The sequence below is a fragment of the Archangium lansingense genome (genome assembly GCF_026626635.1).
Lineage (GTDB): Bacteria > Myxococcota > Myxococcia > Myxococcales > Myxococcaceae > Archangium > Archangium lansingense.
The window spans coordinates 6,697,731-6,724,506 of the sequence record NZ_JAPNKA010000001.1 but is presented as its reverse complement, the minus strand read 5'-3'; the positions used below and the strand labels follow the sequence as shown (position 1 = coordinate 6,724,506).

Here is a 26,776-nt window from a genome sequence, read left to right as displayed (position 1 = left end):
CGACTCACCACCCTCTGTCTGGTGAGCCCTGTCACCAGGCCCCCCTGAGGCGCGCTTCCCTTGGCCTAACCCCTTGAGAAGACAGCGTCTGGCCAGGGACCAAGGCCTGGCACGCACGCTGCAATAACGCTTCGCCATCTCGGCTTCCTCTTCTCAATCCTCTTTCTTCCGGAGCGCGTCATGGGCATCAAACTCGGTGGTGCAAGCAACCTCTTCAAGGGCGGCAGCAACAAGATTCCGGATTTCAAGCCCAGCGCTCCCAAGCCGGACGTGAAGCCCCAGTTCACGCCGCGCCCCGACATCAACGGCAACAAGCCGAGCCTGAACGGTCCGGGCTTCAAGCGGGACAGCTTCGATCCCACCGGGCTGAACAACCCCAAGCTCAACGGGCTGGGCAATATGTTGGGGGGCGTGGGTGAGGCCTTCGGCGGGGTCGCCCAGGGGGCCGCAGGATTGGCCGGGGCCGGACTCGACGCCGCCTCCACGCTCGGCATGATGGCGCCGCAGCTGATGGCGCCCGCGATGGACCCCTACGCGATCGCGGGCCTGGGCCAGGGCTTCGGTGGTGCGCCCGCGATGGACCCCTACGCGATCGCGGGCCTGGGCCAGGGCCTCGGTGGTGCGCCGATGATGGACCCGTACGCCGCCGCTGGTGGCCTGCCGCCGGAGCTGGCCGGTGCGCCGATGATGGACCCCTTCTCGGCCGGCGGCCTGCCCCCTGGCTTTGGCGGGGACCTTGCCCCCATGGCCACCGCTCCCCGCAGCCCCTCGGCCGCGAGCAAGAATGCCCCGAGCAAGGCCGCCGCGCCGCTCGCGGCGGACGGGACGCCCATTCCCCAGGCCACGGACAAGCGGCCGCAGGGGGACACCCGCTCGGCGGCGGACATCGTCAACGATTCTCCCGCGCTGGCCAGGCTCGGCCGTCAGAAGGACATCAAGTTCGAGCAGCTGTGCAAGCAGACCGGCGTGGATCCCAAGCTCGACCTGAAGGACTCCCGTCAGAACCCCGATGCCGTCTACCGGCTGGCGAAGGTGCTGGATTACATCGACAGCTCCAAGATTTCCGACGGTGGGGAGCGGACGGGCAAGGTCAAGGGCGGAAAGGGAGACGGCAACATCGAGGGCATCACCAAGGATGGAGACGCCCGGCACGGCACCGAGGCCGGAATGGTCAAGGACTTCGCCGAGAAGGGCTACGCCTCCCTGGGCTCGGAGCACCGGCTGCCGACCACGTCCGACACCCACGTCAAGAAGGACGGGAGCAACAAGGACAACTTCCAGTGGTTCGCCGGCGAGGCGGGCAAGCACCTGTGGTTCTTGCCGGGCGTCAGCAATGTCCTGACCGGGATTGGCAACTCCGAGGGTGGCGTCAAGGGCGTCATCGAGGGGGGCCTGGGTGGGATGGTCAAGACCTGGAAGGGGGCCGCCGAGGGTGTGCTCGGGGCGCTGGGGACTGGCAAGGTCAACCCCGCCTCCGCGCTGCTGGGAGCCTACACGGGCGCCCTGGGTGAGACCGATGCCGCTCCCCAGGAAGTGAAGGACCTCGTCAACAATCTGCCCATCTGATCGTCGATCACTGAATTCGAATCCCGTCAGGGACACAAAAGCCGAGGCCGGAAGCCGCTGAGCAATCAGGGGTTTCCGGCCTCGGCATTTTTCAGGCCGCGGACACCTTCCGCGGAGCATTGCGACTCCCTCGCACTTGTGATGCCGCGCGTGAGCCGGACGAGCCTTGCTCGAATACCGAGCATCTAGGCCGGCACTCACTGCCCTCACAAAACCAGTTCACTTCTCTACCCGCACGTGGGCCACGCAGCAGGCCCGAATTCCTCGTGGATTGGCGCATCCACGCCGCGGCCATCACCAACGTCTGAATCACCGGCTGGGCGTCCTTTCACGGCGACACCCGCTCCCAGCACTACCAGCCCGAACTCACCTTCTGAGGAGCACCCATGACCCTTCACGACCCCCTGCCCGCCACCGAGCCAGACACCCTGCCCGACCCTGTCCCGCTCACGGGCTGCCCCTACAAGGCCAACCCCTACCCCCTGTACGAGCGGATGCGTGAGGCCGGCCCGGTCCATCGCGTGCTCTTCCCCAGCGGCGTCCGGGCCTGGCTCGTCACCGGCTACGAGGCCGCGCGCTCCGCGCTGAACGACGAGCGCCTCGGCAAGAACCACGACCGAGGCAACGACCGCTGGCGGGCCCGCGCCGCGATCATGCCGGAGCCGCAGCACTCCCAGCTCCAGGTACACCTGCTCCACCAGGACCCGCCCCGGCACACCCGCATGCGCCGGTTCGTGACGGACGCCTTCACGTCCCGACGCGTCGAACAGCTCCGCCCCCGTTTCCAGGAGCTGGCCGACGCGCTCGTCGATGGGCTCCCCGAGTACGGCCCCGCGGACCTGGTCACCGGCTTCGCCGCCCGCTTTCCCTTCCAGGTCCTCGCCGAAGTCATCGGTCTCCCACCCGAGTTGGCAGGCCGCTTCGACCGCGACTGGGGGAAGGTCGTCCAGCCAGTTGGCCCCACCGACCCCGGTCGGCCGCTGTACGAAGCACGCCTGCACGGCCTGCAGAGCTACATCGCTGGCGTCGTCGCCTACAAACGCGAGCACGGGGAGGACGACCTGCTCAGCCGCCTCGTCGTGGCCCGTGACCACGGTGAACTGACTCCGGAGGAACTGGACTCGATGATCTTCCAGCTCCTCGTCGCCGGCCAGGAACCGGTCACCAACCAGCTCACCACCGCCCTGATCGCCCTGTTCCGTCACCCGGACCAGCTCGCCCGCCTCCGCGGCAACCCGGACCTGCTGCCCCGCGCCGTCGAGGAACTCCTGCGCTACGACAGCGCCTTCGAGCTGACCACCTGGCGCTTCTTCGACCGGGACAGCGACCTGCACGGCACGCGCGTCCCCGCAGGCGACTCGGTGATCGTCTCCCTGTGCGCCGCCAACCGCGACCCGCGCCGCTTCCCCGACCCCGACACCCTCGACCTCGACCGCAGCCCCAACCCCCACCTCGCCTTCAGCCACGGCATCCACTTCTGCCCCGGCGCCACCCTCGCCCGCACCGAACTCCAGATCGCCCTCGGCACCCTGCTCACCCGGTTGCCCGGCCTGCACCTGACCATCAGAGAGGAGGACCTCGAGTGGATCCCGGCCGTCCTCGGCCGCGGCACCAACCACCTGCCCGTCGGCTACGACCGACGCCTCTGACACCACCCCACGGCTGACCGCGTCCGGCCGCACCGCCCGACCCAGCCTCGGCCGCCCAACCCCCACCCGCTACCCGACGGCGCCCGGCCGTAACGCCACCGCCATGCCTCCAGGAGACCCGCCATGCAGATGACGACCACCCCAGACGCCCTCTCCACGAGCATCAGCTCCGCGATCCTGAACCTCCTCCTGCCTCACCACCGCACGACCGACCCAACCCCCGCCCCCGCGACGGCGTTCCCCCACCAGCTGCGCAACATCGCCGCCTTCGTACGCGACGGCGCTCCCGTCGTCTTCACCCTGCCCGCCTTCCCCTGCAAGTCCCCCAACCCGGACAAAGTCCTGGGCCACCTGCCCGACCAGGGAGAACGTCTCTCCCTCACCTTCCTGAACACCCTGTGCACCGATATCCAGCGGATCCACCCGCCCGGCGCCCGGGTGGTCATCTGCTCCGACGGCCACATCTTCGGCGACCTCATCGGCGTCCCCGACGGCCACATCGACGCCTACACCGACGAGCTCCGCGCACAGATAGGGCGATTGGGCCTGAAGAAGCTGAGCGTCTTCGACCTGCGCGACGTCCTCGGCAACCTTCCGCACCCCGCGAAACGCGCCCACGTCCACGACCAATATGCCCCCGCCCTGGACGACCTGCGCGCCGAGATCCACGCCAACCACCAGACCCTCGCCCTCTACCGGGGCATCACCCGCTTCCTCGTCGAGGACACCCCCCACTGGCCCGGCACCCGCACCGCGCTCCAACGCGCCTGCCGGTGGCGCGCCTACGGCGTCATCCAGCGCAGCCGCGCCTGGGGCGACCTCATCGCCGAGCACCACCCGAACGCCGTACGACTGTCCATCCACCCCCAGCCCGTCGGCGCGGCCAAATTCGGCATCCGCCTCCTCGACGCCCCGGACGCCTGGACCACCCCCTGGCACTCGGTGGCCCTGCGCCGCGCGGACGGCACCTGGACCCTCATGCCGCGCGAGAAGGCCGCGAGACTCGGGCGCCTGGTGCACCTCGACGGCAAGCCCAGCCACTTCCAGCAGGACTGATCAGGAGCCCGCGAGCACCGCTCCGGGCTCTTTCCGGAGGGGCTTGCCCGCGAGCCGCCTCTCGGCTCAGGCCTCGTGGCGCTGGGCGAATTCCGGGCCGAGGGCCTCGATCTGATAGTCATTACCGGGGTAGGTGCGATTGGGGCTGTTCTTGATTCGCGTGGGGTAGCGCTCCAATGAAACATAGCGCTTGGCGCATGCGCGCAGCTTGAGCGCGGCACGCGTCAGTCTGGAGACCCAGGCGGGAGGGGGCGAGAACTGGATGGCGGGCAGCAATTGCGGCGGAACGAGGCTGAGGCTGATGGGAGCGATCAGTCCGCGCAAGGGACGGGGAAACCAGGCGGCCATGATGTCGATGGTGGCCTGGGCTACGCGGTGGCTGGCCTCGTTGGGCACGAACTCGCGGGCCTCATAGGCGCGGATGTAGTCGTCATAGGCAGCCCTGCTCTCGGGGATGCCTTGCAGGCCCATCCGGCGGCCGATTTCGCACCAGTAGTAGAACCAGGCCTCGCGCTCGTGCGCCGTGAAGGACCGCCAGCCGAAGTCGTCCATCCACCGGATGGGAAAGTCGATGAAGGTCCACAGCACGAAGAGGAAGTCCTCGTTCGAGATGCGGAAGAATGAGTGGATGTGGTTCATGTGCTCGATGGAGCGCCGGCCGGTCTCCACGTCCCAGCCGCATTCCATGAAATGAGCGATCAGCAACCGCGTGTCGTCATAGCGCTTCTGGCCACGCTTGCTGAACTCGCCAGTACGATCCAGCAGGCGCGCGACGGAACGGCTACCAAAGGTGTGGAAGAGCGCGAGCTCGTTCGCGCGCTGCATGTCGAAGGGGAACTCGTAGGCCGTCAGCAGGTGCACGATGCGCTGGCAGTCGCGCCGCGCATCCAGGCGGGATATCTCGCGGCGCACCTCCGGAGAGCGTGGCCGCCAGAACGGGCGGCGATAGGTCGGGCCGGGCATGTCTGCGCCGGCGCGTTCGTTCCGCGCGTGGCCACCGAAGGGGCAGCCCGCCGGGACGCCGCTCGTATCGCGCTCGTGCTCGCTGGACTGGAGGCTGGCACCGGGTAGGGAGTTGTTCATGGGGAAGGCTCCGATAGGGAGGTCTTGAGCAGGCTTCTCTGCATCGATGGCGATCGCCAAGCAAAATCGCCTGGCAGACCGAGACGCAGCGCCGCCTGCCAGGCGGGAGAGTTGCGGTCGCGCCAATGGTTGGCGAGCCGGCCGGCGGAGGTCAGCGCAAGACGGTCGAGCGCGGTCAGGTCCCATTCCTTCCCGAGCTCCAATCTCTTCCGGACCACCGGTGGGAGGAGCGCGACCGCGCCGCGGGCCATCGCGCGGTGCAGGAAGCGCGGCACGGACGGCGCCGCACGGCCCGATTCGATGATGTTCAGGAACTCGAGGTTGATCGGGTGCGGCTCGAAACCTGGCAGCAGCCCTTCCATCATCGCGACGAACTCGGCTTCCGACCCAACGCTTTGCGTGACGCCGTAGAGCTCGGCGACCGGCTTCCCGTCCGCGAAGAAGCGCACCTGCTCCTCCGGCGAGAGCGGACGAACGAAGGTGTGGTAGGCCTTGAAGAAGCCGAAGGCAGCGGTCGCGGAGACCCAATTGAGCAGCACCGGATCGAGCGCACGGTACGACTGACCATTGGGGGTCTCACCCGACACGCGCGCGTGCATCTTCGTGACGCCGGCGATCACCTTGCGCGCCACCGAGGCGGGGCCATACACCCCCACCATCGCCGCGACCCCGGTCCGTCGCGAGCGTCCGATCGGGTCCACCTTGTAGATCGAGTGGTCCCATACCCCGCTGCGGATCCGTGGGTCGGCGAACTCGAGCAGCACGGCGGCCACTCCGCCAATGCCCATGGCGATCGGGTTGCGGTAGACCCGCCACTGCACCGAGTCCGGCGGGACCAACGAAGGCTCTCCGGCGGGGGTGAGAAAGTCGATCTTCCACTCGCGTGCAGCCGCCCGCTTTGCCGCCTGCGCCGGCGCTGCTTCGTGCTCGGCCGCTACCGACTCACGTAAAGCCATATCGCCACCCCTATCAGTTGATATATTTCGTATATCACTTGATAGGTTCTGCTGCAACAACCCGAGCACCTGCTTCGGAAGGGCGAGGAGCGCGCCCTACCGGAACAGACTCCTCCCTGCCTATATGACGGAGCATGAGCCTCGAGACCAAAAGCCGCCTGACGCCGACGGAGATGACCAGGGCCCGGATCCTCGAGGCGGGCATGCGCTGTTTTGCTCGTGAGGGCTTCACGGGCGCCACCACCCGGATGATCGCCGCCGAGGCGGGTGTCTCGCTCCCGGTGATCGCCTACCACTTCGGCAACAAAGAGGGGCTGCACCGCGCTTGCGCGCAGGAGATCGTCGAACAGTACAGTCGCCGGTTGTTGCCGCTGGTGAGCGCCGCTCGCGAGGCCGCGAACAAGGGGTCGCTCTCGGCCACGGAAGCGCGGGACTGGCTCGACCGTATCCTCGACGCGCTCGTCAAGGCGATCACCGCCGATGCCGAGCAACGGCTCACCACCGATTTCGTGCAGCGCGAGATGCGCGAGCAGGGCCCGGGCTATGCGGTGCTATTCGAGGGGCTGTGGAGCCCCGGTATCGGACTCGTCGCCGATCTGCTGGCCATCGCGCGCAATCGCCGCCCCGGTAGAGAGGAGGAGTGCGCGGGCGCGGTGATGCTGCTCACCTCGCTCTCCGCATTCACGACGATAGAGCCCGTGTCGCTCTCTGTCCTCGGGTGGGAGCGGCTCGACGAGACCCGCCGCGACACCGTGACGGCCCTCGCGAAGCGCCTGCTCGACGGTCTCGTCGGGCGCCCCCCCAAGTAGGTGCCAAGGAGGCGAGCGTGGCGCTCGAGGCCGCGGCCAGCAAGGAGCCGACGAGTTCTCGGTGCTCTGACGGCGCCGACGTATCACAACAGGCGCGGTCGCCACTCTGTCCACGTATGAGCACGAGGAACTCCAATCGTGGGGATGCTCAGGCGCTCCCCGGTGCACCACCGAACTATCCGTTCGGGCCCGTCCGGGCCTTGGACCTCCACCCTCGGTACGCGGAACTGCGCCGGGAGGAGCCGATCAGCCGCGTGAGGATGCCGTTCGGTGGTGAAGCGTGGCTGCTGACCGGCTACGCCGAGATCAAACAATTCCTGGCCGACCCGAGGTTCAGCTCCCTGGAAGCCACGGAGCCGGATACCGCCCGGGTCACCCCATTGCCGCTGCGGCCGGGAAACCTGCTCACGATGGATCCACCGGAGCACACCAGGATCCGCCGCGTCGTGGTGAAGGCCTTCTCGATGCGGCGGGTGGAGCAGCTGCGCGACCGGATCCGTGACGTGGTGGATGAGCAGCTCGACCTGCTCGTTGCACAGGGACCACCGGCGGACCTGGTCGCCAGTCTGGCGGTCCCGATGCCGGTCGTGATGATCTCCGAGTTGTTCGGCATCCCCTACGCGGATCGGGAGCGGTTCCGCCGGTACTCCGACGTCTTCGTCGCCACCACGGCCTACGATCCCGTCGAGATCGACCGGTCCCGGACGGCGCTGGAGGAGTACTTCCAGGAGTTGCTGGAACAGCGCCGCGCATGCCCCACGGACGACCTCGTCAGCACCTTGCTGGAGGCGATGAACACCGAGCGGCTGACGCTGCGCGAGGCCGCTCGAACCGGTATCGGGATTCTCATGGCCGGCCACGAGACGTCGCTCAGCATGATCTCGAACAGCTTCTTCCTGTTGCTCTCCCACCGAGAGCTCTACGCCCAGCTGGTGGCCGAACCCTCGCTGCTGCCGACGGCGATCGAAGAGCTGCTGCGGTACATCCCGCTGCGCTCGACCGGGAGCTTCCCGCGGCGAGCGACGGAGGACGTCGAGCTGGGCGGCGTATTGATCCGCAAGGGGGACACGGTCATCTTCCAGCGTGCGTCCGCGGATCGTGACGAGCGCGTCTTCACGTGTCCCGAGAAGATCGACCTCGCCCGCAGACCCAACCCGCACCTCGGTTTCGGCCACGGGGCGCACCACTGCCTCGGGGCGTCGCTGGCCAGGACCGAGTTGAGCCTCGCGCTCGAGGGCCTGCTCCGTAGGTTCCCGAACCTGCGGCTCGCGGTCCCTGGCGACGAGGTGCCGTGGAAGCCCGGGCTGATCGCCCGCTGCCCCGCACGCCTCGAGGTGACGTGGTGAGCGGCGAAACCTCCCTGCCCCTCCGCTGGCGGGTGCGGGTCACGGAGAACTGTGGCGGTTGCGGGATGTGCGTCATGACGGCACCCCGCTACTTCCACCTCGTGGACGGCCTCTCACAAGCCCTGCTCAGCGAGGTCGATCCGGACGACGCCGTGCTCGCGGCGGCCGAGCTGTGCCCGATGACCGCCATCGAAGTGTTCGACGCCGACACCGGCGCCGCTGTGACACCCACGCCCTGAACCGGCCTCAGGACCAACTTCTTTTGAGCGGGGACGCCCTGGCTTATCGTGGCCCGTGCAGTTCTCACCCAGGAGACACATCACAGTATGCGAAGGGCAATCATCGCAGGGTTGATGGCAGTGGGGATGCTGGCGGGCTGTGGCGGCACGTCCACCGAAGAGGTGTACATGTCGTGCGGCAACGGCACCACGTGCACCGGTTCCGCTGCCGAGTGCACGGAGCAGTGCGCATCCGATTCAGGCACGAAGCACGCTTCCTGGATCATCATATATTGTTGCGACGGATCCGAGTGCCGCAGCCCCACCTCGCCTTCCGTCTGCTTCGAATATTGCGCATCCCGCGACGGCGTTTGCTGAAGCCGAGGTAACACCTCTCGTTCTGTCAATGCGGCAGCCCGCCCTGAGCTTTCAGGGCGGGCCGCTGTGCTTCACCCGCCGAACCTTCCGAGCACGCCCGTGCCCTGGGCCGCGCGAGGAGGCATGGCATGATGCCCGCATGAGCGACCAAGACCGCCCGCCTGAAGCCGTCACCACCATCTACACCCTGGTGCGTGGCGAGGATTGGCGTGCGGCCCAATCCGTGGGCGAGTACCGAGGCAGCGCCGACGACACGCGTGACGGCTTCCTCCATTTCTCCACCGCCGCGCAGGTGCGCACCAGCGCCGCCAGGCACCGCGCCGGAGAGCTGGACCTCTTCCTGGTCGAGGTCGACGTCGCCGCGCTCGGCGACGCCCTGCGCTGGGAACCGCCTGCCCGCGGCTCCCGCCCCGGCCTCTTCCCTCACCTCTACGGCCCCCTCCCCCTCCAGGCCGTGCGAGGCGTCACGAAGCTGCCGTTGAACCCGGACGGGACACACACCTTCCCGCCCAGCATCCCCTGAGCAGGGGCAAGACAGACGTCACGGCCTCCCTCCGGTATGATGCCGGGCGGAGGCAGTCGAAATGAGCAACGTGTAGGACGCAGGATCTCTGTGAAGGGGCTCGACAACTGCCGCCGGCTGGGATTGTCTTCGCCCACTCCATGCGTTGGCTCGCCCTCCTCTTCCTGCTCTGCTCTACCGCAGCCGTGGCTGCTCCCGAGGGTTCCACCCGCGGAACCTCCCGCAAGAAGCCGAAGGCTCCTCCGCGGGAGGCGAGCCCCGAGCCCCCGCCGGCAGCGCCTTCGCGCACCGGGACTCAACCGGCCGCGACGAAGCCCGCGGAGGAGATGCGATACTCCCTCGCGCTCGCGGGTGGCGCGTTCTACGGCGGTGGCTTCAACCGCGGCCCCCAGGGCTCGGCGCAGCTGACCCTGACGCCGCCCGGCTGGGGTCGCTTCTCCTTCGACGTGGAGCTCGGCTGGCGGCTGTCGCGCTTCCGCGCGAACGTCCCCGGAGCCGGCGTGGGGGTCTCCGCCCTGCACTCCTTCCCACTCCTCGCGGTCGGGCGGATGAACCTCGTGCGGATGAAACACTTCGGCGTGGACGTGCGCGCTGGCGTGGGGCCGCAACTGGCGCTGCACCACCTCTCGAGCGACTTCTCCGAGAGCTCCGTGCGCTCGTCGATTGGCTGGGAGCTGCTCGCGGGGGCCCAGCTGCGCTTTCCGTTCGGAGCGATCGAGCCATTCCTCGACGGGCGAGTGGGGCTCGGAGAGGCGTACATCCCCTTTGTCACCGGGCGCTCCATTGGTGTGCAGGGGCTCCTGGGCGTGAGGTATCAGCTGCCATGAGGAAGCTCGTCTCCATCGCCCCGCTGGTCTTGCTCATGGCCTGCCAGGACTGGCCGGAGCCGGTCATCCACTCGGTCTCTCCGTCGGAGATGCGCGCGAGCGAGGCCACGGCGCTTGCCCTCGACGCCGAGCTGATCCTTCCCGCGACGGTCGACTACAACGAAGGAACCATCGAGGTGGACACCCAGGTGTCGGTGCGCATCGGGCCGCTCGATGTGCCCACGCTCGCCGTCTCGCCCGAGGGCGTCATCTCCACCCGCGTTCCGTCGATGCTCGCGCCCGGCAGCTACGACGTGAAGGTGACCCTCGGGGACGGCCGCACCGCCGTGCGCACGGGCGGCCTTACCGTCGTCGAGGGAGAGTGGCCGGAGAGCTACAGCATCGACCCCATCGGCCCGCAACGGCGCCTGGTGCCCTTCACGGTGACGGTGCGCGCGACCGGCGCCAACGCGGCGGCGTTCCGCGGCAACGTGCGTCTGGAGACAGGGGCTGGCAGCACCGTTGGCCCGCGCGTGAGCGAGCCCTTCGTGGACGGGGTGCTCACGCAACAGGTCGTGGTCGACTCCGTCCAGTCGGACATGGCCATCCGCGTCACCGACATCGCCGGCCACGTGGGCACGTCGAACACGTTCTTGCTGCAGTGACGGGGTGACCGCCTTGTCCGTGAGTCATGCGGATGGCGGAGTGGCCGCAAGCGCCTCGCCATATGGGAGCACCACCGTGAAGGTCGAGCCCTCCCCGGGAGTGCTCTCGACCAGGATGGTGCCGCCGTGGGCCTCGACGATCTGCCGGGTAATGAAGAGCCCGAGCCCGAGCCCGCCGTAGTGACGCTCGGAGACCGCCCGCTCGAACTTCTCGAAGATACGTGCCTTGGCCTCGATCGGGAAACCGATGCCCTGGTCCCGGATGACGATCCGCACCGTGTCCGGCCCGGGCTCCACCCGGACCTCCAGCGGCTTTCCCTCTCCGAACTTGATGGCATTCGCGAGCAGGTTGGTGACGACCTGCTCCAAGCGAAGCCGATCCCACCTTCCCATGGCAGGGCACCCGGTCCGAAGCTCCAACTGGGAGCCGCTGCGCGACAGTTGATCGCGCAGGTCATCCACCACGTCCTGCACCAACTGGCAGAGGTCAAACTCCTCCCGCATCAGCTCGAAACGCCCCGAGCCGATGCACGAGGCATCGAGGAGCTGCTCGATGAGTGTGCGAAGTCGATCGGCCTGGGCTTGAATGCGGGGCAGCTCGCGCAGGAGGGAGTCGGTGCGAACCTGCTGCTCTGGGGCTTCATGGGCCAGCCGTTGCAGAATCGAGATGCGGAGCTTCAGGGACGTCAGGGGCGTGCGAAGCTCATGGGCGGCGACCATGAGGAAGGCATCTCGGATTCGAATGGCCTCCTGGGCTTGCTGATACAGCCTGGCATTGTCGTACGCGACGGTGGCGTGTCGAGCCACCTCCTGGGCCAGCTCGAGCTCCCTCCTCCCATAGCGCCTCCCAAGGGGTCCGGATCCCAGGGTGAGCACCCCGAGCATGTGTCCTCGCGAGATGAGGGGCACCGAGATGGCGCTTCGGGTTCCGAGCGCGATGATGAGTTGCGCATGTTCCTCGCTCACACACGTGGACCGGATTTCCTCCTCTGACAGCTCGGGGTAGAGCTGGGGCTGGTGGGTTCGAAGCACCTCGCCGGCCGGACTGGGGCTTCCCTCTTGAGCTGGGTAGCGTTCGGCGAGAATGTCGAGCAGGGGCCGCTTCGCCGGGCTGAGATGAGCCCCCGCGAGCCGGCGGACCCTCCCCTCTGTCACCACGTCAATGACGCACCAGTCCGCGAAGTGGCGCACGCACAGGTCACCCAGCCGGGACAGCGTCTCACTGTAATCGAGCGTCTCGGAGAGGATGATGCTGGCCTCCGCGAGGAACGAGACGTTCCGATGCGCCTCCGCGAGCTCGTGGGTCCGCGCCTGCACCTGCCGCTTCAGCGCCTTGTTCCAGGTGATGACCGTCCCCACCACCACACCCACGCCCACGATCAGGATCGCCACCACCCGCCAGAAGAGGGGGTCGAGGTAGAACGGTGGCTCCCTCGCGTAGACCCAGCGCCTCCAGATGCTCTCCTTTTCCTTCTCCGTTATCTGGTCCAGTCCTTTCTGGACGATGCGCTGCAGGATCGGCTGATCCTTCCGGACCGCGATCGACAGCTCGTATTCGTAAGGGATTCTTCCCGCCACATGGAGGTTCGTCAGGTTCTCCTGGGTGATGTGGAAGGACAGGGACGCGACATGCATGATCATCACGTCGACCTCGCCGGTCGACAGGCGCAACAGTCCCTCGAGATCATTGGGAACGGGGACGAGCTGAAGCTCGGGATGGGTGCGCTTCAGATACTCATGGGCTCCGAAGTTCTCGCCGACCGAGATCCTCAACCCCTGCATCTCCTCGAGGGTGAGCATCTCCCACGTGCCCTGGCGTACAACGATGAGGTTGGGAATGCGGACGTACGGCTCGGAGAAGAGGAGGTAGTCCAAGCGCTCGGGGGTTCGGGTCAGCCCGCTTGCCAGATCCACCCGTCCCGCGCGCATGTCCTGGAGCAGCTCGCTGACGCTGGTGGGAGAAGCCCTGCGAAACTCGACGCCCAACTTCCCCTCCAACAGCCGGAGATATTCCACGGCGATGCCGCTCAACTCGCCTTTGCCGTTGATGAACGACAAGGGGGCGTTGAGGTAGCTCCCGACCACGAGGCTGTCGGCATGGCGATCGAACCACTCCCGCTCCTCCGGGGTGAGCGTATCCCGAGCGTGCCCCTCGAAGAGGTCGCTCCCAAACACGATGGCCACTCCGGTCAGGACAACCAACCCGGTGAGAAGCAACCAGCGTCGTACCCGTTCCCGGCGCATCGGAGAGCTCACCTCCCGTCAGCAGCCACCAGAGCGGAATCTGAGGACCCTGGGTAGGGGGATCTCTCAGACGCGTTCGCCAGCGAGCGCATCAGGGGTAACAGGTGTTTTCAAACCCCGACCTTCCTCGCCACGACGAGCCACGTCACTCCGCCGAGCAGGACCTTCCCGCCAGTCCGATAGCGCTCGCTCTCGCGGGCGACCTCCTCCTCCCATGCGCGCTGCTCCTCCGGCGACAGCTCCTTCACGAGCTTCGCCACGGGCCCCCCGAGCTCGTAGATCCAGCGCACGACTCCCGCCCCATCTGCTGCTTCCATCACAGGGACGTGCATGGACTCGACGTGCTCCATCGTGAACCCGCTGCGCGTCAACAGCGTGCGCAGCTGCTCGGGGTCGGAGAAGCGGAACACGCTCGGAGCATCGGGCTCGACGGGGGGAAGCGGACGGAAGCGAACCACGGCCTTGCGCGGAAGTGTCGCGTACTCGACCTGCTCGGGCCCCGCCCAGCATGCGCACACCATGAGTCCGGAAGGACGAAGCGCCTGCCAGAGCCGCTCCAGCGCCCGATCGGGCCGGGGCATGTACATCAACCCCCAGCGCACGGTCGCTGCATCGAAGGACTGCTCCGGCACCTCGAGCGACTCCGCATCCGCGACGCGGAACTCGATGTTCGAGAGGGCCTGGGCTTGTGCCTTCTCCCGTGCCGCCTCCAGCATGCCGTCGGACAGGTCCGTTCCCAGCACGAAGCCAGGGGGGCCCACCCGTTGCGCGGCACGGAGGGAAGGCTCGCCCATCCCCGACGCCACATCGAGCACCCTCATTCCCGGCCGAAGGCAGGCCAGGTCGAGCATCCGCTCGCTGACGGAGGCCGTGAGGCGGGACTCCATCTCGTCGTACCGGCGGATGATGGCGAAGCGCTCGGCCCACCAGGTCGGCTGCGGCGGTCTCTGGGATGTCATCTCTGAAGTATAGGAGAGTTACTTGTCGCTCTCACAGGCCGACGGCGTGTAGCCGCATCCGCAGCCATGCAACCAGGCGCGTGAAGCGTCGGACGGAGTAGAGGGCACCCTATTCGAGCGGCACGCTTTTCCGTGGGGCTCCATGGCGCGATTCGATGATTTTCTGGCGCGATCGGATTCGCTCCGCCCAGGCCTGTCCCGTTACTGATGGGACCGAAGCTCCGCTCCACAAAGGAAGGTTCCCATGTCGAAGGTCTGGTTCATCACTGGAAGCTCGCGCGGCCTCGGCCGCGATCTCGCGAAGGCCGTACTTGCTGCTGGCCACCGCCTCGTGGCCACGGCGCGCAAGCCCGAGGATCTCCAAGAGCTCGTTGCCCAGTACGGCGATCAGGTGCGAGCAGTCGCGCTCGATGTAACGAATCCCGCCGCCGTGCGCGCGGCCGTGGCCGTTGCGACCTCCGCCTTTGGCCGGCTCGATGTCGTCGTCAACAACGCTGGCTACGCGAACGTCAACTCGATCGAGGACGTGGCAGAGGATGACTTCCGCGCGCAGTTCGAGACGAACTTCTTCGGTGTCGTGAACGTGACGCGCGCAGCCCTACCCGTCCTGCGTGCGCAACGCGACGGCCACATCATCCAGATCTCCTCCGTCGGTGGGCGTGTCTCCACCCCGGGTCTGGCGGCGTACCAGTCCGCGAAGTGGGCCGTCGGGGGGTTCTCCGAGGTCCTTGCGAAGGAGGTCGGCCCCCTCGGCATTCGCGTGACCGTCGTCGAGCCCGGCGGCATGCGTACCGACTGGGCGGGCGCCTCGATGCGGGTGGATGACATCCAGCGCGACTACCAGCCGACCGTTGGCGCATTCGCCCAGGCCCACCGCGGAAACTCCGACATCACGCGGGGCGATCCCACCAAGGTCGCTCAGGCCATCCTCCGGGTGGCGGCGGAGAAGCAGCCGCCGCTCCGCCTCCTCATCGGCTCCGACGCCGTGTTCGTCGCCGGCACCGCCGCCACCGCGCGGGCGGATGAGGACGCGAAGTGGAAGGCGCTCAGCCTGTCCACCGACTTCGATGGCATGATCGACTTCTCTGAGACACCTGTTGCGAAGATGCTGATGTCCAAGAGGAGCTGAAGTGCCTGCCGATCTCGTTACCGTACCGAGCGCGCTGCTCGACCGCCTCGCGGCGTTGGGCGTCGACGTGCCTCGCCTGTTGCGACACGCCGACGTCCTGCCTTCCCGGTTCCAACCACCCAAGGCCCGGCTGACGATCCACGAGTTCTTCTCCTTCTGGCGCGCCCTGGAGGAGGTCAGCGGGAGCCGGGACCTCGCGCTGCGCGTGGGCACCGAGGCGCTGCCGCACCAGCTCGATGTCGCATCGCTCGCGGCGCTGCACTCTCCGAACCTGGGCGAGGCGCTGAAGAAGTTCGCGCGCTACAAGCGTCTCTGCTGCGCGGAAACCGTGGGAGTCGAGACGGTGGGCGGTGAAGCGAGAATCGGATTCCATTGGGTGCACGTCGAAGAAACGCTCCCCATGATGCTCGTCGATGCGACATTCGCATCCCTTCTCGCCCTGGCGCGCCGGGGCTCCGGACGCGCGATCATGCCGCGGCGCGTCGAGTTGGCGAGGCGCCGCTCCGACGAGGCGATGCTGCGGCGGCACTTCGGGTGCGAGGTGCGCTTCGACGCGCCGCTCGATCTCCTCGTGCTCGAGGAGACGGCGCTCGCTCTTTCTTTCGTCACGCACAACGCGGATCTGCTCGCGGTGATGCTGCCGGGGCTGGAAGCCGCCTTGAGTGAGAGCCTGACGTCGCGCTCGCTGGCCGACGATGTGAGGGCGGCTCTCGGCCGCCGCATGTGCGGAGAGCGCCCCAGCGTCCAGAAGGTTGCCAGGGAGATGCACATCAGCCCGCGCACCCTTCAGCGGCGCCTGGAGGAGCTCGGCACCTCCTACCAGAGACTGCTCGACGACGTTCGCCGCGACACCTCGCGCCGCCTCCTGGCCAGCACCGATCTCGACGCGAGCGAGGTCGCCTTCCTGTTGGGCTTCGAGGAGCTGAACTCGTTCACGCGCGCGTTCCACATCTGGGAGGGCGTATCACCCACCCGGTGGCGCGACGCCGAGCGCAGCCGCCCCGCGCTCACCTGACTCGCGGCGACGAGGACTTCTGGGCCACTTTGTCCCAGGCCAGCATCGCGAGCTCCCCGATTGCGAGGAGCTCGGCCTCGCTCGCGCCATCCAGCGCCTGCACCGACATCCCCTGGATGATGGCGCCGAAGTACCGGGCGAGCGCCGCCGCGTCCGTCCCGGCCGATAGCTCCCCCTCGGCAATGCCCTGCTCGATGCGAGCCCGGAGCGCTTTCAGCGTACCGGCTCTCAGTGCGGCGACATGCTCGGCGACCGGCTGGTTCTCCTCCGCGCACGTCAGGACCGCCGTCGAGATCATGCACCCAGGCGGATGCTTGCGGCTGGAGAAGTCCCTGGCGGCCTCCCGCAGGATCTTCTCCACGGCGCCGCGAGCGGTGGGCTCCTCGGTGAGCACGCGAGGCGTCGAGGCGCCTTGCCGAGCCTGGTAGCGCTCCAGGACCTGGCGGTAGAGCTCAGCCTTGGACCCGAACGCGGCATAGAGGCTGGGCGCGGTGATTCCCATCGCTTCGGTGAGGTCGGCGATCGATGCGCCCTCGTACCCCTGCCGCCAGAACACCTCCAGGGCCTGATCGAGCGCCTTCGTGCTGTCGAAGCCTCGGGGACGCCCGCGCGGACGCCGTTCTGGGGTGGTGCTGGTTTTCATAGCGATCACTCTTGAAATGGGGTGATGGGCTTTTTATTTGTGTAGTGGTCACTCAATAAACAGGAGCACCACACCATGTATTCTGCCATCGCCACCGCCCTGGTGGCTGTCAGCGTCGCTCAGGCCCCCGCCATACCCGCCTCCCCTGCCATCTCCGAGGAGCGCGCCCTCGCGGCGCGTCTGGACGGGGTCATCGACCAGGCGATCGCGGAGAAGCGCATCGTCGGAACCGTCGTCGTCGTCGCGAAGGACGGCAAGGTCATCTACCGGCGCGCCGCGGGCCTGTCGGATCGCGAGGCGGGGCGGCCCATGCGGGAGAACGAGGTGTTCCGCCTGGCGTCCATGAGCAAGCCGATCGTGGCCGTGACGGCGCTGGCGCTGGTGGATCAGCACAAGCTCACACTGGACGAGCCCATCACGAAGTGGCTTCCCACCTTCCGGCCGAAGCTGGCGGACGGCCGCGAGCCCGTCATCACGGTGCGCCAGCTGCTGACCCATACCGCGGGCCTGACCTACGGCTTCACGGAGTCCGAGCAGGGGCCGTATCACCGGGCTGGGGTCTCGGATGGCTTGGACCAGTCCGAGGTGTCCTTGGATGAGAACCTTCGCCGGATCGCCTCGGTGCCGCTGTCCTACGAGCCCGGGAAGCGCTGGGGCTACTCCGTGGCGACGGATGTCCTGGGCGCAGTCGTTGCCAAGGCCGGAGGCGCGCCCCTACCCAAGGTAGTCGAGCGGCTCGTCACTGGGCCGCTGGGCCTGAAGGACACTGGGTTTAGCGTGAAGGACGTGAGCCGGCTCGCGACGCCCTACGCGGACGGAAAGCCGGAGCCGGTGCGCATGGGCAAAGAGCAGGTCGTGGCCTTCAACGGCGCCGGGGTCCACTTCGCTCCCGGGCGGGCCTTGAACCCGCGCGTCTTCCCGTCCGGCGGGGCGGGCATGGTGGGAACGGCGGGTGACTACCTGAAGTTCCTGGAGACTTTGCGAACGGGCGGCACGCCGGTGTTGGCGGCATCCACCGTCGAGCAATTGAGCTCCGCTCAGGTGGGCCCGGAGGCCGCGACCCAGGGGCCTGGCTGGGGCTTCGGCTTCGTCGGCGCGGTGCTCGTTGACCCGGCGAAGACGCGGAGCCCGCAGTCCGCGGGGACCTACCAGTGGGGCGGCGCCTACGGCCACAACTGGTTCGTGGATCCGCAGAGCCGCCTGACAGTCGTGGCGCTCACCAACACGGCGTTCGAAGGCATGGCGGGGGCCTTCACCGTCTCCGTCCGCGATGCGATCTACGGCACCAGCAACTGAGGCACCTGGATGAGCCCGAAGTGGGCCAGGCACCCGGCGACGTAGAGTCTGCACCAGGCGAGGCTCTGGCATGCGGTCCGCATGCCAGAGGCCTTCCGCTGAGTCAGCGCCCGCTCGCCGACATCGACGTGGAGGCGTCCTGGGAGTTGAGCCCGAGGGCGCCAAAGGTGGTCAGCACAGTCGCCGACACCGCCACCGTGTAGCCGGCGGGTGCTCCGATCGTCCTGACGATGCCCTCGCAGGCCGCGTAGCTCACCGCTCCGTTCACCGCCCCGAGCACCGTGCTCCGGCCGAGCTGGCTGTAGAGCGGATCGCCATTGCGGGCGTTGCTCAGCATCTGCCCCATGTTGCCACACGCGATGCCCGACACCGTCGAGGCCGTGAGCGAGAGGCAGGCCTTGCGCCACACGCCGAAGTCCTTGTAGCCGGGGATGTACCGGGCGAACCCCAGCTCCATCGTTCCGGAGATGAGTCCGCCCACCATGCTGCCGACGAACCCCTTGCCCATGGCCCCCAGCAGGCCCTTCAACGACCAGTCATCGTTGGCGATGCCCTGCACGTCGTACTTGATGGCCGAGCGCATGGTGCCCTTGACGCCGCTCTTGAGCATCTCCGTTCCGAGCTTCTTCAGCGCGCTCTCGCTGGTGCTGGCGCTGGCCTGTGCGCCGGTCGAGACGGCCCGGGTCGCCCCCTCCGCACCCGCCTCGGCTCCGGTTGCCAGCTCGGACGCCGCCTCCGAGCCCGCCGCCGCGGCCTCGCCGCCTCCCTCGACCGCCGTGCCCACCGCTTCGGCGGTGCCCTCCACCGCCAGCTCGGTCCCGGCTTCCACCCCCACATCCACCGCGACCTCGGCCGCGTCCACCGCCACCGCCGCGCCCACCTCCGTTGCTTCCGCCGCGGCCAGGCTGGCATCGATGCTCGCCGCCACCGCGTCGGACGCCCCGAAGGTGAACACGGTCAGCGCGATGCCCGCCACGCTCACCGCCATAATGGCCGCGGAGGTCACACCGATGGCGATGGTGGCTCCCGATGCCTGTCCGCTGGAGTCGACGTTCCGCAGCGGGTCGCCTCCCACGAATACGTAGGGGCTCGAGTACTGGCGTGCCGGATCGGGAGCGAGGAAGCGCCGCAGGGACGGATCGTAGAGGCGCGCCACGAAGTTGTGGACCTGCAGATCCGCGTCCCACTCCTGGCCCTGGTAGCCGAGGAAGAGCCGCCCGGTGTCGCCCTCGCTGGACACCAGCCCACCGAAGGCCGACCAATCCCACCGCGCTACCCGCTTGCCCGATGCGTCGAGCAGGCCGTGGACGGTGTGCTGGGAGTCGCACACCGGGAAGTAGCGGCCGCTGGCATCGGCCACCATCACCAGCCCCGTGGGGCCCCAGACCGCCACCGACACCGCGCCACCGGTGCTCCACAGGAGCGGAACGCTGCCCGCTCCGCAATGAACGAAGCGGGTGCTCCCCCCGGCCACCTGGCGCAGGACCCGCTGGCCCTGCCCGCCGTAGGCCAACCGCAGCACGGTGCCTCCCCGGGCCGCGCGAACGGGCTGGCCGAGGCAGCGATCCATGATCGCGCTGTAGTCACCCCAGGCGGAGACATGCCCCGTGGCGGTCGTGGTGACGCGCGAGTCGCTGCCTCCGAGTGTGACCGAGCCCAACCGGTTGCTGGCGCCGGCGAGGGTGGCGCTCAGCGAGGTGCCATCGAGCCGTGCGCCGAGGATGTTGCCGTTGGCGTCGTAGGAGGTGATCTGCTCGTCCCCCGCCCCCTGGCTGGGCTGGCAGCGCGTCAGCCGGCCATTGCCGTCGTAGGTGCAGGTCCACTGGACCTCGCTCTCTCCGGCCCAGGTCTCCAGGAAGCCGGACACCGAGCCGTCCGCGGCCCTCCGGAGCGTCTGGCTCCACGCCGTCGCGCCGTCCACCGTGAGGCGTTGGCCCAGCGGCCAGCCGGCGCCCGTCCACGCCAGTGCTCCCTGGAGCCGACCCGCACCGCGTTGCTCGGTCTGTACAGCGCCGTCGAGGGTGTACGTGTAGCGCGCGATGTCATCGGCGCCCGGCGAGGTGCCGATCGTCTCCACCTGTCCCTGGTCGTTGTAGCCGTAGTGGACGGCGGGGATCGGACTGCCCTCGGGGAAGCGCAGCTCCACCACCTCGCCCTGTGCGTTGTAGCCGTAGGTGATGGAGGTGTTGAACGCGGTGTCGGCCGACACGTCCAGGTCCGCGCGCACCACGTGGCCACTGGCATCGTGCTCGAAGGACTCGGTAACGGTGGTGGCGCTGGAGAACCCTTCAGGGGCGGGCAGCGTGGTGGTGACGCGGGTGAGGTTGCCCAGCTCATACGGCCGCTGGCCATCTCCATCCCAGTCCCAGCGGCGGCGCACCGTGTGAGCCACGCCGCTGTCGGGCCAGCTCATGTCATTGACCCGGGTGGCCAGGGTCTGATCATCCACGTTGGTGTCGAGGGTACCGAGTTCCACGAGCCGGCTGCGCGCGTCGTAGCGCTGGTACACCAGCCCCTGCTCGCCCGCGTCGAGTGCGGGGGCGGCGAAGCGCACCTGCCCCTCGGCGGTGTACCAGAAGCGGGTGGTACCGGTGTCGGGATCGCTCAACCGAAGTTGCTGGCCGAGCGGGTTGAGGATCGACCGGCTCACGTAGGACTCGTCTACGGACGGCACGCCCGTGCCCCCTCCATTGGGGGTCTGCAGCAGGCGGGTGCTCACCCCTCCATCAGAAGCGCTGGCGTACGAGGTGACCTGGCTGGCCCGCCCGGTGGGGACAGAGCTCGCATCCAGGGTCTCCGCCGCGAGCACCGACTGGGGACCAGCCAGGGTGCGCTGGCTCTCGCGTCCCACCGGGTTGCGGGTGGTGTGCTGCCGGACAGGGCCCGCGCCAACGAGCGTGCTGCCATAACTCCAGGAGGTGGTGGCACGATCCGTCACGGGGGTGTTGTCCACCTCAGTGATGGCCAGGGCCTCGCCCGGTGCACCCTGCTCGAGCTTGCGCTTGCGCGCGGAGGACTCGTAGCGCGTGCCCGAGTAGGGGAAGGCGCCATCCTCGTCCGCGTAGTAATCCGCGAGCGCCCCGGTCATCTCCCAGGTGCTGCCCAGCGTGGCCAGGAAGGCGCTCTCATCGACGAAGTCTGGCCGGAACGCCAGGGGCGCGAGCGCGGTATCCGGGCGGCAGGAGCCCGGGGCCATGCGGGTGACGGCCACGGTGCGTCCCAGCGCGTCGCGCACCACCTGGCTCACCCGCGTGTCGCTTCCCCACCGGTACTGGCTCTGGCGATCCTGGGTGGTGCCGTCCTGCCACTCCACCCGGAGGCGGGGGGCTCGCAGCAGGCCGAGGTTGCGCAGCCTGGCCGAGCCGTTCCCGGTGTCGAGGCGGAGCGTGGTGAGGCCGCTGGCATCGAAGGCGCCGGAGAAGATCAAGAGCCCATCGACGACGAGCTGGAGCTGTCCATCGGCGACCACCAACATCCACAGCGCCCCGAGCGTGGACGGCGTGCAGAGAGGCGCCGGACCACCGGGCCAGGACCAGCCGTTGTCCCAGCCCAGCGACAGTGAGCCGAGGCGGAACCCCATCCAGCCACTGCCCTGCCGCGCCACTTCCACCACCACCGCGAAGCCCTCGTCCACTCCCTTCTCGGGCACGGCGGCGTCGAGGGCTCCCTGGAGCGTCAGCGCTCCGTCCTGCCGCGACCAGGTGCTGCCCTGCGAGGGGACCCAGCGCCGAGCCCAGTCGTCACCCTGGCGGAAGGTCTCCACCCGGCCTCCCCCCGCGGGCTGGAGGCTCCAACTCGCATTGGGGTGGCTCGGGGTGAAGCCATCACTTGCGGTGGCCTGGCGTGACAGGCCGTTCACTGTCCACTCCTGGAGCTGCTCTCCAGGCCCGCTCTGGCCCACCCTCACGCCCGCGGCGCTGTAGTGGTAGCGGGTGGTGCTCCCGCCCAGGCTGCTTTGCGCGGTCACCTGGCGGGCCACCGACGCCACCGTCTGGAGCTGCAACGCAGCCTCCTTCGGGCACACCGCCACCATGTCCACCAGGCTCGCCGCCCCCGAGGTGTTGACCAGGGTGAGGGTGAGTGTCTCCACCCGCGTGGCGAGCGTCACCGGAACGAGCACGTGAGCCCAGCCCCCCTTCCCCGTAACGGTCTGGGTGGGCAGCGTCACGCCGTCGGCGGTGGCGGTGAGTTGGAGCGAGGCGTCTTGGGCGGCATGAATCCAACCCGACCAGACCAGGGTACCGGCGCTCGCGCCGAGCGAGACGGTGAGCGTGCCACTCGGGGCCAGCGACAGCGAGCGCGTGCCCATCCAGCAGTCACTCGACCAGGAGCCGCCCTGGGCGGAGAAACCCTCGCCGGGATCGTCCTGCTCGAAGGTGGTGGCCCGCCAATCGGCGAGCCGCGCCCCGCTGCAGCCGGCGATGGGCAGGGAGAGCTGGCGGCTACGCCGGATGGAGCCTGGCACGTTGCCAGCGTCCACCTGCTCGGTGATGAGGCCGTACGCATCCCACTGGGACACCTGGCCCAGGGACGTCCAGCCACTCGGGACGGATGAATCGCTCCACGAGAAGGTGGGCGCGGAGGTGCCATTCCAGGCGTAGCTGCCGGACTGGGCCGGCACGGTCACACCCCGGCTGTTGAGCACCCCCACCGCGAGCGAGGCCGAGGCGGTGGTGGTGACCGACGGCTGGCCATCGGACTGCCAGGTGGTGCTCTTACCCGCCTGCGCCGAGAGCATGTTGAGCGCCGCGTAGAGCGGGCTCACCGTGGCGGCGCCCGTGGTGAGGTTCGTGGAGGTCTCCACGGTGCCGGTGCTGCCAACCTGGGACGAGCTGTTGCTCACGGAGCGCGAGGACCAGGGCGCCTTGAAGCCGTCCTGCACATACCCGGTCTTCCGGGTGACGAGGACCCCATCCGTGTTGCGGGAGAGGGAGGCGCGCACCACGAAGCCGCCGTAGAGGGCAACCGCCTCGGCAGCCGGAGCCTGAGGGCTGGCGGCGCGCTGACGGTAGACGTCCCATGTCATGGAGAGGGTGCTCAAGAGCGCACCGCTCGCGTCATGGAGCTCCACCGAGGAGAGCAGCCCGTCGAGCATCATGTCCAAGCCCGCCGTCTCGCCGCCAATCCCGTTGATATAGGTGCTCTTCACGCTCCCGAAGGGCGTGCTCGTCGGAGTGTCGCTGCCCGGTACCACCGTGGTGGCGTAGTACTTCGCGACGGTGCCGGAGCTGTCACAGGCGGCCGAGCTGGCATCGGGCACGATGCGAGTGGTGCGCTGGCTCAGCCCATCGTCTACGGAGAAGGCGCTGACGGCGTAGTGACGGATGTTGCCACTGAGCTGCGCGGTGGGGGTGGAGGGATCCGCGGTGAGGCTGTTGCCGGCGTAGCGCCGGAGGGTGATCGCCGTGGCGTGGGAGAAGTCCTTCGTGCCCGCCGGGAAGGTGCACAGCGTGGCCTGGCCCGCGGCCGACTGACCTGGACCGCCGTCGCTCAGGCGATCACTCGTGATCTCGATGGGCGAGCCATGGAGGATGGCACCATTGCCCAGCGGCGCCACGCCCAGCGTCCACGCATTCGCGGCGGAGGCGCTCTGGGTGTCCTCCACGTTGAAGGCGAGGAACATCGGGCCCTGGTTCACCAGCGTCTGGGTGTTCACCGCGTAGCGAGTGGAGAGGGAGTCGCCAGCCAGGGACTGATTGACCAGGGACTGGAGATCCTCCGGCGTCCCGGCCAGCGCGTCCGCCCAGCTCGGCGAGTTGCCGCGGAAATAGAGGTAGCGGCCCACCGTGGCCCAGTCTCCACTGCCCGCATTGGGCCAGGATTGGACTGAGCCCGCGGTGCCCGAGGCCGCGGGCAGCCGGGCACTGGGGGTGATGGGCCGGAGCTGAGCCCAATCGCTCCCGTCGTAGGCCAGGGCCGTCACCACGGGAACCGCGCTGCTGCTGGCGAGCGACACACACAGGGACAAGGACGCACTGTGGCTGTAGCGCACCATGCCCGCGCTCTGGGACTTGTAGAGCGACGAGTTGAGCACCCACGTGCTCCCGTCGAAGCGGAGGACCCACGGCCCGAGCGCCACCACCGTGTCCTCGACCACCACCGGCATACCCAGGGGGGGGCTCACCGCGTTGACCGGCAAGGTGCCAGAGAGGTTGCTGGGATAGGTGTAGACGCCGAGCTGGTGCTGAGCATCCCACTGGTAGATGGAGAGCGCGACCTTGGGACTGGTGCTCGTGCCGGTCTGGTAGGCCACCGCCACCATGGCCTCGCCAGGGGTGAGGGCAAAGGGAGTGGTGAGGTTGACGCTCGTAGGCCACCAGGCGGGTCGGGAGGTGGGAGCGCTCGTGGTCCACGTGCCCGTGGCATCCACCCAGGAGAGCGTGGCGGTGCCATCGGCCTCGAGCAGGAAGTAATGGCTCGATCCGCAGGTGAGCCAGAAGGGCTGGTTGGGCAGGGAGTCGTGGGTGGTGAGCTTCCAGCGGCACTCGCTGAAGCTCCACGTGTAGCGGCTGAGCCGTGCCGCGCTGGAGCCGGACTGGTTGCCCACCAGCACGAAGTCCTGGCCCGCGAGGTGGACGATGCTGTCGGCGCCAGCCGCCACGGTGGTGAGCACCACCGGCGCGCCACCATCCTCGCCCAGCGTGCCGTCGGGCTGAACGGGCGCAAAGGACCAGGGCCGGGCCGGGTCTCGCGAGAAGAGGAACAGCGAGCAGGTGTTGTTGACGCCCTCCACTGACAGCGAGAAGAAGTCGCGTCCGCAGCACACCTGGAGTGTGTCGAGGAGGATGGCGTTCGTGGTCAGGGTCTGGGGCTCGCCACTGGCGATCCATCGGCCCTGCCACGTGTAGCGCTGCACTGACAGCCGGGTGGGCGACGAGCTGTACCACACCACCACCGCGTAGTCGGAGCCGTACCAGATGCGGGGTGTGTCGGTGACCTGGCCATTGGACGTGTCCGGACCGGTGACCACGACGTCGCGCTGGCAGACGTCGAGATCCTGCGAGGTATAGGCATACCGGGCCACGGCGCCGCCTGGAGTCGTCAGGCTGGCGAGCGCGCCGGGCGCATAGCCCTCCGCCGTCGCGTCGGTGTGGTACGCGAAACGCGTCGCCGGCTGCGTGGCGCCATCTGCCCCGCGAACCTGGATGGCGGTCAACAGGCGCTTGGCGCAATCTCCGGCGAGGCGGCCCGTGGCCTTCGTCAGGTTCACCACCGCGGGATCGGCGCTGCCGGGATTGGGGGCATAGTCGAAGGAGACCCCGAACAGCTCCGTCCCGTCCGTCTCCACCACCGAGATGCCGGAGAGGTAGCGAGTCTCATACGCGTCCTGCCACGCATTGGGGCTGTTGTCGGGCACGTCCTTGTGGGGATCCGCGTACTCGCGCGCCCGGCCATCATCGTCGCTCCACAGCTTGTCGCCGTAGCTGAAGCGGGCGCGGCGCCCGAACACGTCGGTGATGGTGGTGAGGTAGACAGCCTTGGTGTAGGCCAGCCCGGTGCTGCTGCCCACGCGCTGCTCCACCACGGGGATCACCCCGCTCACCGGATCCCACTCGTTGTAGGCGTAGCGCACCACGTCGCCCCAGACGTCCCTCACGCTCTCCAGGTACCAGGCCCGAGCCGAGCGCTGCTGCCCGGCCGTCGTGGTGCTCGGGCCCTTCCAGAGGGGAGCGCCCTCCCCGCCCGACCACACCACGGACCAGGCGAGGCTGTTGGAGCGCCCCGTGGTGGTGCTGGCCGGAGCGAGGCCTCCGTAGCTCTTCACCAGCCCGGTGTCGTCGGTGATGGCCCAGCGCTCATAGGGGGCGTAATAGATGATGCGCCAGAAGGCATAGCTCTGGAGCTGGAAGCTCTGGCCCCCATCCAGCACCGTCACCGAGTTCCCCATAAGCAGGCGGAAGAGGCGCTGCTCGTCGTCATCCGAGAGCACCCAGCTCCCATCCTCCTGGAGGCTCGCCCGAGCCGTGGCGGACAGCACCGTTCCAAAGCGGGCGAAGCCGCTCACGAGACCGGCCGGCACCACCGCGCCGTCCTCCAGCCCCGACGCCTCGCTGGTGGCGAGGCTGAAGAGGGTGGGCCCCTGCGGCTCGGCGATCAGAGCCGCCCCACTCCCCTGCGTCACCAGCTGGTACTGGCGTGACTCGGGGGTGAGCCCGGAGCGCAGCTCGATCCGCTCGAGCGGCAGGCTCCACCCCAGCCCCAGCACCCCGGTGGGCTGGGACCGGTTCCAGCTCCAGGCCTGCAGGCTGACATTGCTCTGGTAGAGCAGCGTCACACTCACGTCGAGCGCCTGATCATCGGAGCGGCCCGGCATGGTGAACAGGGGTTGGCTCAGGTTCACGTCGCCCCTGAACAGATTCACATTGCTGCGCACGTCGCCGACGCTGGTCGCGTCGAGCTGAAAACCACGGATGGAAGGCGCGGAACCGGACATG

Annotated in this window: 19 protein-coding genes; 12 read left to right on the top strand and 7 right to left on the bottom strand. The window is 68.4% G+C overall.

The features are described 5' to 3' along the window. Nucleotides 1–180: 180 nt before the first annotated feature. From OV287_RS27225 to OV287_RS27215, 3 genes are all read left to right on the top strand, one after another. Nucleotides 181–1,566 (top strand): hypothetical protein, encoded by a 1,386-nt coding sequence (locus OV287_RS27225; RefSeq protein WP_267536964.1) that lies wholly within the window; start codon nt 181–183, stop codon nt 1,564–1,566. A gap of 386 nt (nt 1,567–1,952) precedes the next feature. Continuing rightward, entirely contained in the window at nt 1,953–3,215 is a 1,263-nt protein-coding gene (locus OV287_RS27220; RefSeq protein ID WP_267536963.1) for a cytochrome P450 family protein, read from the top strand. 123 nt (nt 3,216–3,338) lie between these two features. After that, complete coding sequence (locus OV287_RS27215; RefSeq protein WP_267536962.1) at nt 3,339–4,271, top strand: L-tyrosine/L-tryptophan isonitrile synthase family protein; 933 nt, start codon at nt 3,339–3,341, stop codon at nt 4,269–4,271. A gap of 66 nt (nt 4,272–4,337) precedes the next feature. On the opposite strand, the gene OV287_RS27210 is transcribed toward OV287_RS27215, so the two are convergent. Both OV287_RS27210 and OV287_RS27205 read right to left on the bottom strand, forming a co-directional pair. After that, nucleotides 4,338–5,354, bottom strand: coding sequence for an oxygenase MpaB family protein (locus tag OV287_RS27210; protein ID WP_267536961.1), 1,017 nt, complete (start codon nt 5,352–5,354; stop codon nt 4,338–4,340). Continuing rightward, nucleotides 5,351–6,310 (bottom strand): oxygenase MpaB family protein, encoded by a 960-nt coding sequence (locus OV287_RS27205; RefSeq protein WP_267536960.1) that lies wholly within the window; start codon nt 6,308–6,310, stop codon nt 5,351–5,353. Before OV287_RS27205 ends, OV287_RS27210 begins: the two co-directional genes overlap by 4 nt. A 134-nt stretch (nt 6,311–6,444) precedes the next feature. Here OV287_RS27205 and OV287_RS27200 point away from each other — a divergent pair, with 134 nt between their 5' ends. The 3 genes from OV287_RS27200 to OV287_RS27190 all read left to right on the top strand — a co-directional run bounded on the left by OV287_RS27200 (nt 6,445) and on the right by OV287_RS27190 (nt 8,704). Next, nucleotides 6,445–7,119 (top strand): TetR/AcrR family transcriptional regulator, encoded by a 675-nt coding sequence (locus OV287_RS27200; RefSeq protein ID WP_267536959.1) that lies wholly within the window; start codon nt 6,445–6,447, stop codon nt 7,117–7,119. Nucleotides 7,120–7,379: 260 nt separating this feature from the next. Beyond that, nucleotides 7,380–8,465: a cytochrome P450 gene (locus OV287_RS27195; protein WP_267542425.1), complete on the top strand. Its 1,086-nt coding sequence runs from the start codon at nt 7,380–7,382 to the stop codon at nt 8,463–8,465. Next, on the top strand, nt 8,411–8,704 hold the full coding sequence (locus tag OV287_RS27190; protein WP_308809744.1) for a ferredoxin: 294 nt from the start codon (nt 8,411–8,413) through the stop codon (nt 8,702–8,704). The genes OV287_RS27195 and OV287_RS27190 overlap by 55 nt, the downstream gene beginning before the upstream one ends. An 80-nt stretch (nt 8,705–8,784) precedes the next feature. Here the strand turns inward: OV287_RS27190 and OV287_RS27185 are convergent, their stop codons facing one another. Further along, on the bottom strand, nt 8,785–8,949 hold the full coding sequence (locus OV287_RS27185) for a hypothetical protein (RefSeq protein ID WP_267536958.1): 165 nt from the start codon (nt 8,947–8,949) through the stop codon (nt 8,785–8,787). A gap of 251 nt (nt 8,950–9,200) precedes the next feature. On the opposite strand from OV287_RS27185, the gene OV287_RS27180 reads away from it, so the two are divergent. The 3 genes from OV287_RS27180 (at nt 9,201) to OV287_RS27170 (ending at nt 11,055) form a co-directional block, all read left to right on the top strand. Beyond that, nucleotides 9,201–9,584 carry a DUF952 domain-containing protein gene (locus OV287_RS27180; protein ID WP_267536957.1) on the top strand — a complete coding sequence of 128 codons (384 nt, stop codon included), beginning with the start codon at nt 9,201–9,203 and terminating at the stop codon, nt 9,582–9,584. Between the two features lie 326 nt (nt 9,585–9,910). Next, nucleotides 9,911–10,411, top strand: coding sequence for a hypothetical protein (locus OV287_RS27175; protein ID WP_267536956.1), 501 nt, complete (start codon nt 9,911–9,913; stop codon nt 10,409–10,411). Then, entirely contained in the window at nt 10,408–11,055 is a 648-nt protein-coding gene (locus OV287_RS27170; RefSeq protein WP_267536955.1) for a hypothetical protein, read from the top strand. Before OV287_RS27175 ends, OV287_RS27170 begins: the two co-directional genes overlap by 4 nt. A gap of 24 nt (nt 11,056–11,079) precedes the next feature. Here OV287_RS27170 and OV287_RS27165 read toward each other — a convergent pair whose 3' ends face one another. Further along, complete coding sequence (locus tag OV287_RS27165) at nt 11,080–13,299, bottom strand: ATP-binding protein (protein WP_267536954.1); 2,220 nt, start codon at nt 13,297–13,299, stop codon at nt 11,080–11,082. Nucleotides 13,300–13,409: 110 nt separating this feature from the next. After that, nucleotides 13,410–14,258, bottom strand: coding sequence for a class I SAM-dependent methyltransferase (locus OV287_RS27160; RefSeq protein ID WP_267536953.1), 849 nt, complete (start codon nt 14,256–14,258; stop codon nt 13,410–13,412). 244 nt (nt 14,259–14,502) lie between these two features. Here OV287_RS27160 and OV287_RS27155 point away from each other — a divergent pair, with 244 nt between their 5' ends. Then, complete coding sequence (locus tag OV287_RS27155) at nt 14,503–15,387, top strand: oxidoreductase (RefSeq protein WP_267536952.1); 885 nt, start codon at nt 14,503–14,505, stop codon at nt 15,385–15,387. A 1-nt stretch (nt 15,388) separates the two neighbouring features. Beyond that, nucleotides 15,389–16,402 (top strand): AraC family transcriptional regulator, encoded by a 1,014-nt coding sequence (locus OV287_RS27150; protein WP_267536951.1) that lies wholly within the window; start codon nt 15,389–15,391, stop codon nt 16,400–16,402. Here the strand turns inward: OV287_RS27150 and OV287_RS27145 are convergent. Continuing rightward, nucleotides 16,395–17,045: a TetR/AcrR family transcriptional regulator gene (locus tag OV287_RS27145; RefSeq protein ID WP_267536950.1), complete on the bottom strand. Its 651-nt coding sequence runs from the start codon at nt 17,043–17,045 to the stop codon at nt 16,395–16,397. The genes OV287_RS27150 and OV287_RS27145 overlap by 8 nt on opposite strands. Nucleotides 17,046–17,120: 75 nt before the next feature. Between OV287_RS27145 and OV287_RS27140 the strand changes: the two genes are divergently transcribed. Further along, nucleotides 17,121–18,341, top strand: coding sequence for a serine hydrolase domain-containing protein (locus OV287_RS27140; protein ID WP_267536949.1), 1,221 nt, complete (start codon nt 17,121–17,123; stop codon nt 18,339–18,341). 103 nt (nt 18,342–18,444) lie between these two features. On the opposite strand, the gene OV287_RS27135 is transcribed toward OV287_RS27140, so the two are convergent. Further along, entirely contained in the window at nt 18,445–26,775 is an 8,331-nt protein-coding gene (locus tag OV287_RS27135; RefSeq protein ID WP_267536948.1) for an RHS repeat domain-containing protein, read from the bottom strand. Between the last annotated feature and the right edge of the window lies 1 nt (nt 26,776).

What these genes read in the sequence shown, in the direction of transcription:
- OV287_RS27225 (WP_267536964.1), top strand. Translation starts at nt 181, where the DNA reads ATGGGCATCAAACTCGGTGGTGCAAGCAACCTCTTCAAGGGCGGCAGC.
- OV287_RS27220 (WP_267536963.1), top strand. Translation starts at nt 1,953, where the DNA reads ATGACCCTTCACGACCCCCTGCCCGCCACCGAGCCAGACACCCTGCCC.
- OV287_RS27215 (WP_267536962.1), top strand. Translation starts at nt 3,339, where the DNA reads ATGCAGATGACGACCACCCCAGACGCCCTCTCCACGAGCATCAGCTCC.
- OV287_RS27210 (WP_267536961.1), bottom strand. Translation starts at nt 5,354, where the DNA reads ATGAACAACTCCCTACCCGGTGCCAGCCTCCAGTCCAGCGAGCACGAG.
- OV287_RS27205 (WP_267536960.1), bottom strand. Translation starts at nt 6,310, where the DNA reads ATGGCTTTACGTGAGTCGGTAGCGGCCGAGCACGAAGCAGCGCCGGCG.
- OV287_RS27200 (WP_267536959.1), top strand. Translation starts at nt 6,445, where the DNA reads ATGAGCCTCGAGACCAAAAGCCGCCTGACGCCGACGGAGATGACCAGG.
- OV287_RS27195 (WP_267542425.1), top strand. Translation starts at nt 7,380, where the DNA reads ATGCCGTTCGGTGGTGAAGCGTGGCTGCTGACCGGCTACGCCGAGATC.
- OV287_RS27180 (WP_267536957.1), top strand. Translation starts at nt 9,201, where the DNA reads ATGAGCGACCAAGACCGCCCGCCTGAAGCCGTCACCACCATCTACACC.
- OV287_RS27175 (WP_267536956.1), top strand. Translation starts at nt 9,911, where the DNA reads ATGCGATACTCCCTCGCGCTCGCGGGTGGCGCGTTCTACGGCGGTGGC.
- OV287_RS27170 (WP_267536955.1), top strand. Translation starts at nt 10,408, where the DNA reads ATGAGGAAGCTCGTCTCCATCGCCCCGCTGGTCTTGCTCATGGCCTGC.
- OV287_RS27165 (WP_267536954.1), bottom strand. Translation starts at nt 13,299, where the DNA reads ATGCGCCGGGAACGGGTACGACGCTGGTTGCTTCTCACCGGGTTGGTT.
- OV287_RS27160 (WP_267536953.1), bottom strand. Translation starts at nt 14,258, where the DNA reads ATGACATCCCAGAGACCGCCGCAGCCGACCTGGTGGGCCGAGCGCTTC.
- OV287_RS27155 (WP_267536952.1), top strand. Translation starts at nt 14,503, where the DNA reads ATGTCGAAGGTCTGGTTCATCACTGGAAGCTCGCGCGGCCTCGGCCGC.
- OV287_RS27145 (WP_267536950.1), bottom strand. Translation starts at nt 17,045, where the DNA reads ATGAAAACCAGCACCACCCCAGAACGGCGTCCGCGCGGGCGTCCCCGA.
- OV287_RS27140 (WP_267536949.1), top strand. Translation starts at nt 17,121, where the DNA reads ATGTATTCTGCCATCGCCACCGCCCTGGTGGCTGTCAGCGTCGCTCAG.
- OV287_RS27135 (WP_267536948.1), bottom strand. Translation starts at nt 26,775, where the DNA reads ATGTCCGGTTCCGCGCCTTCCATCCGTGGTTTTCAGCTCGACGCGACC.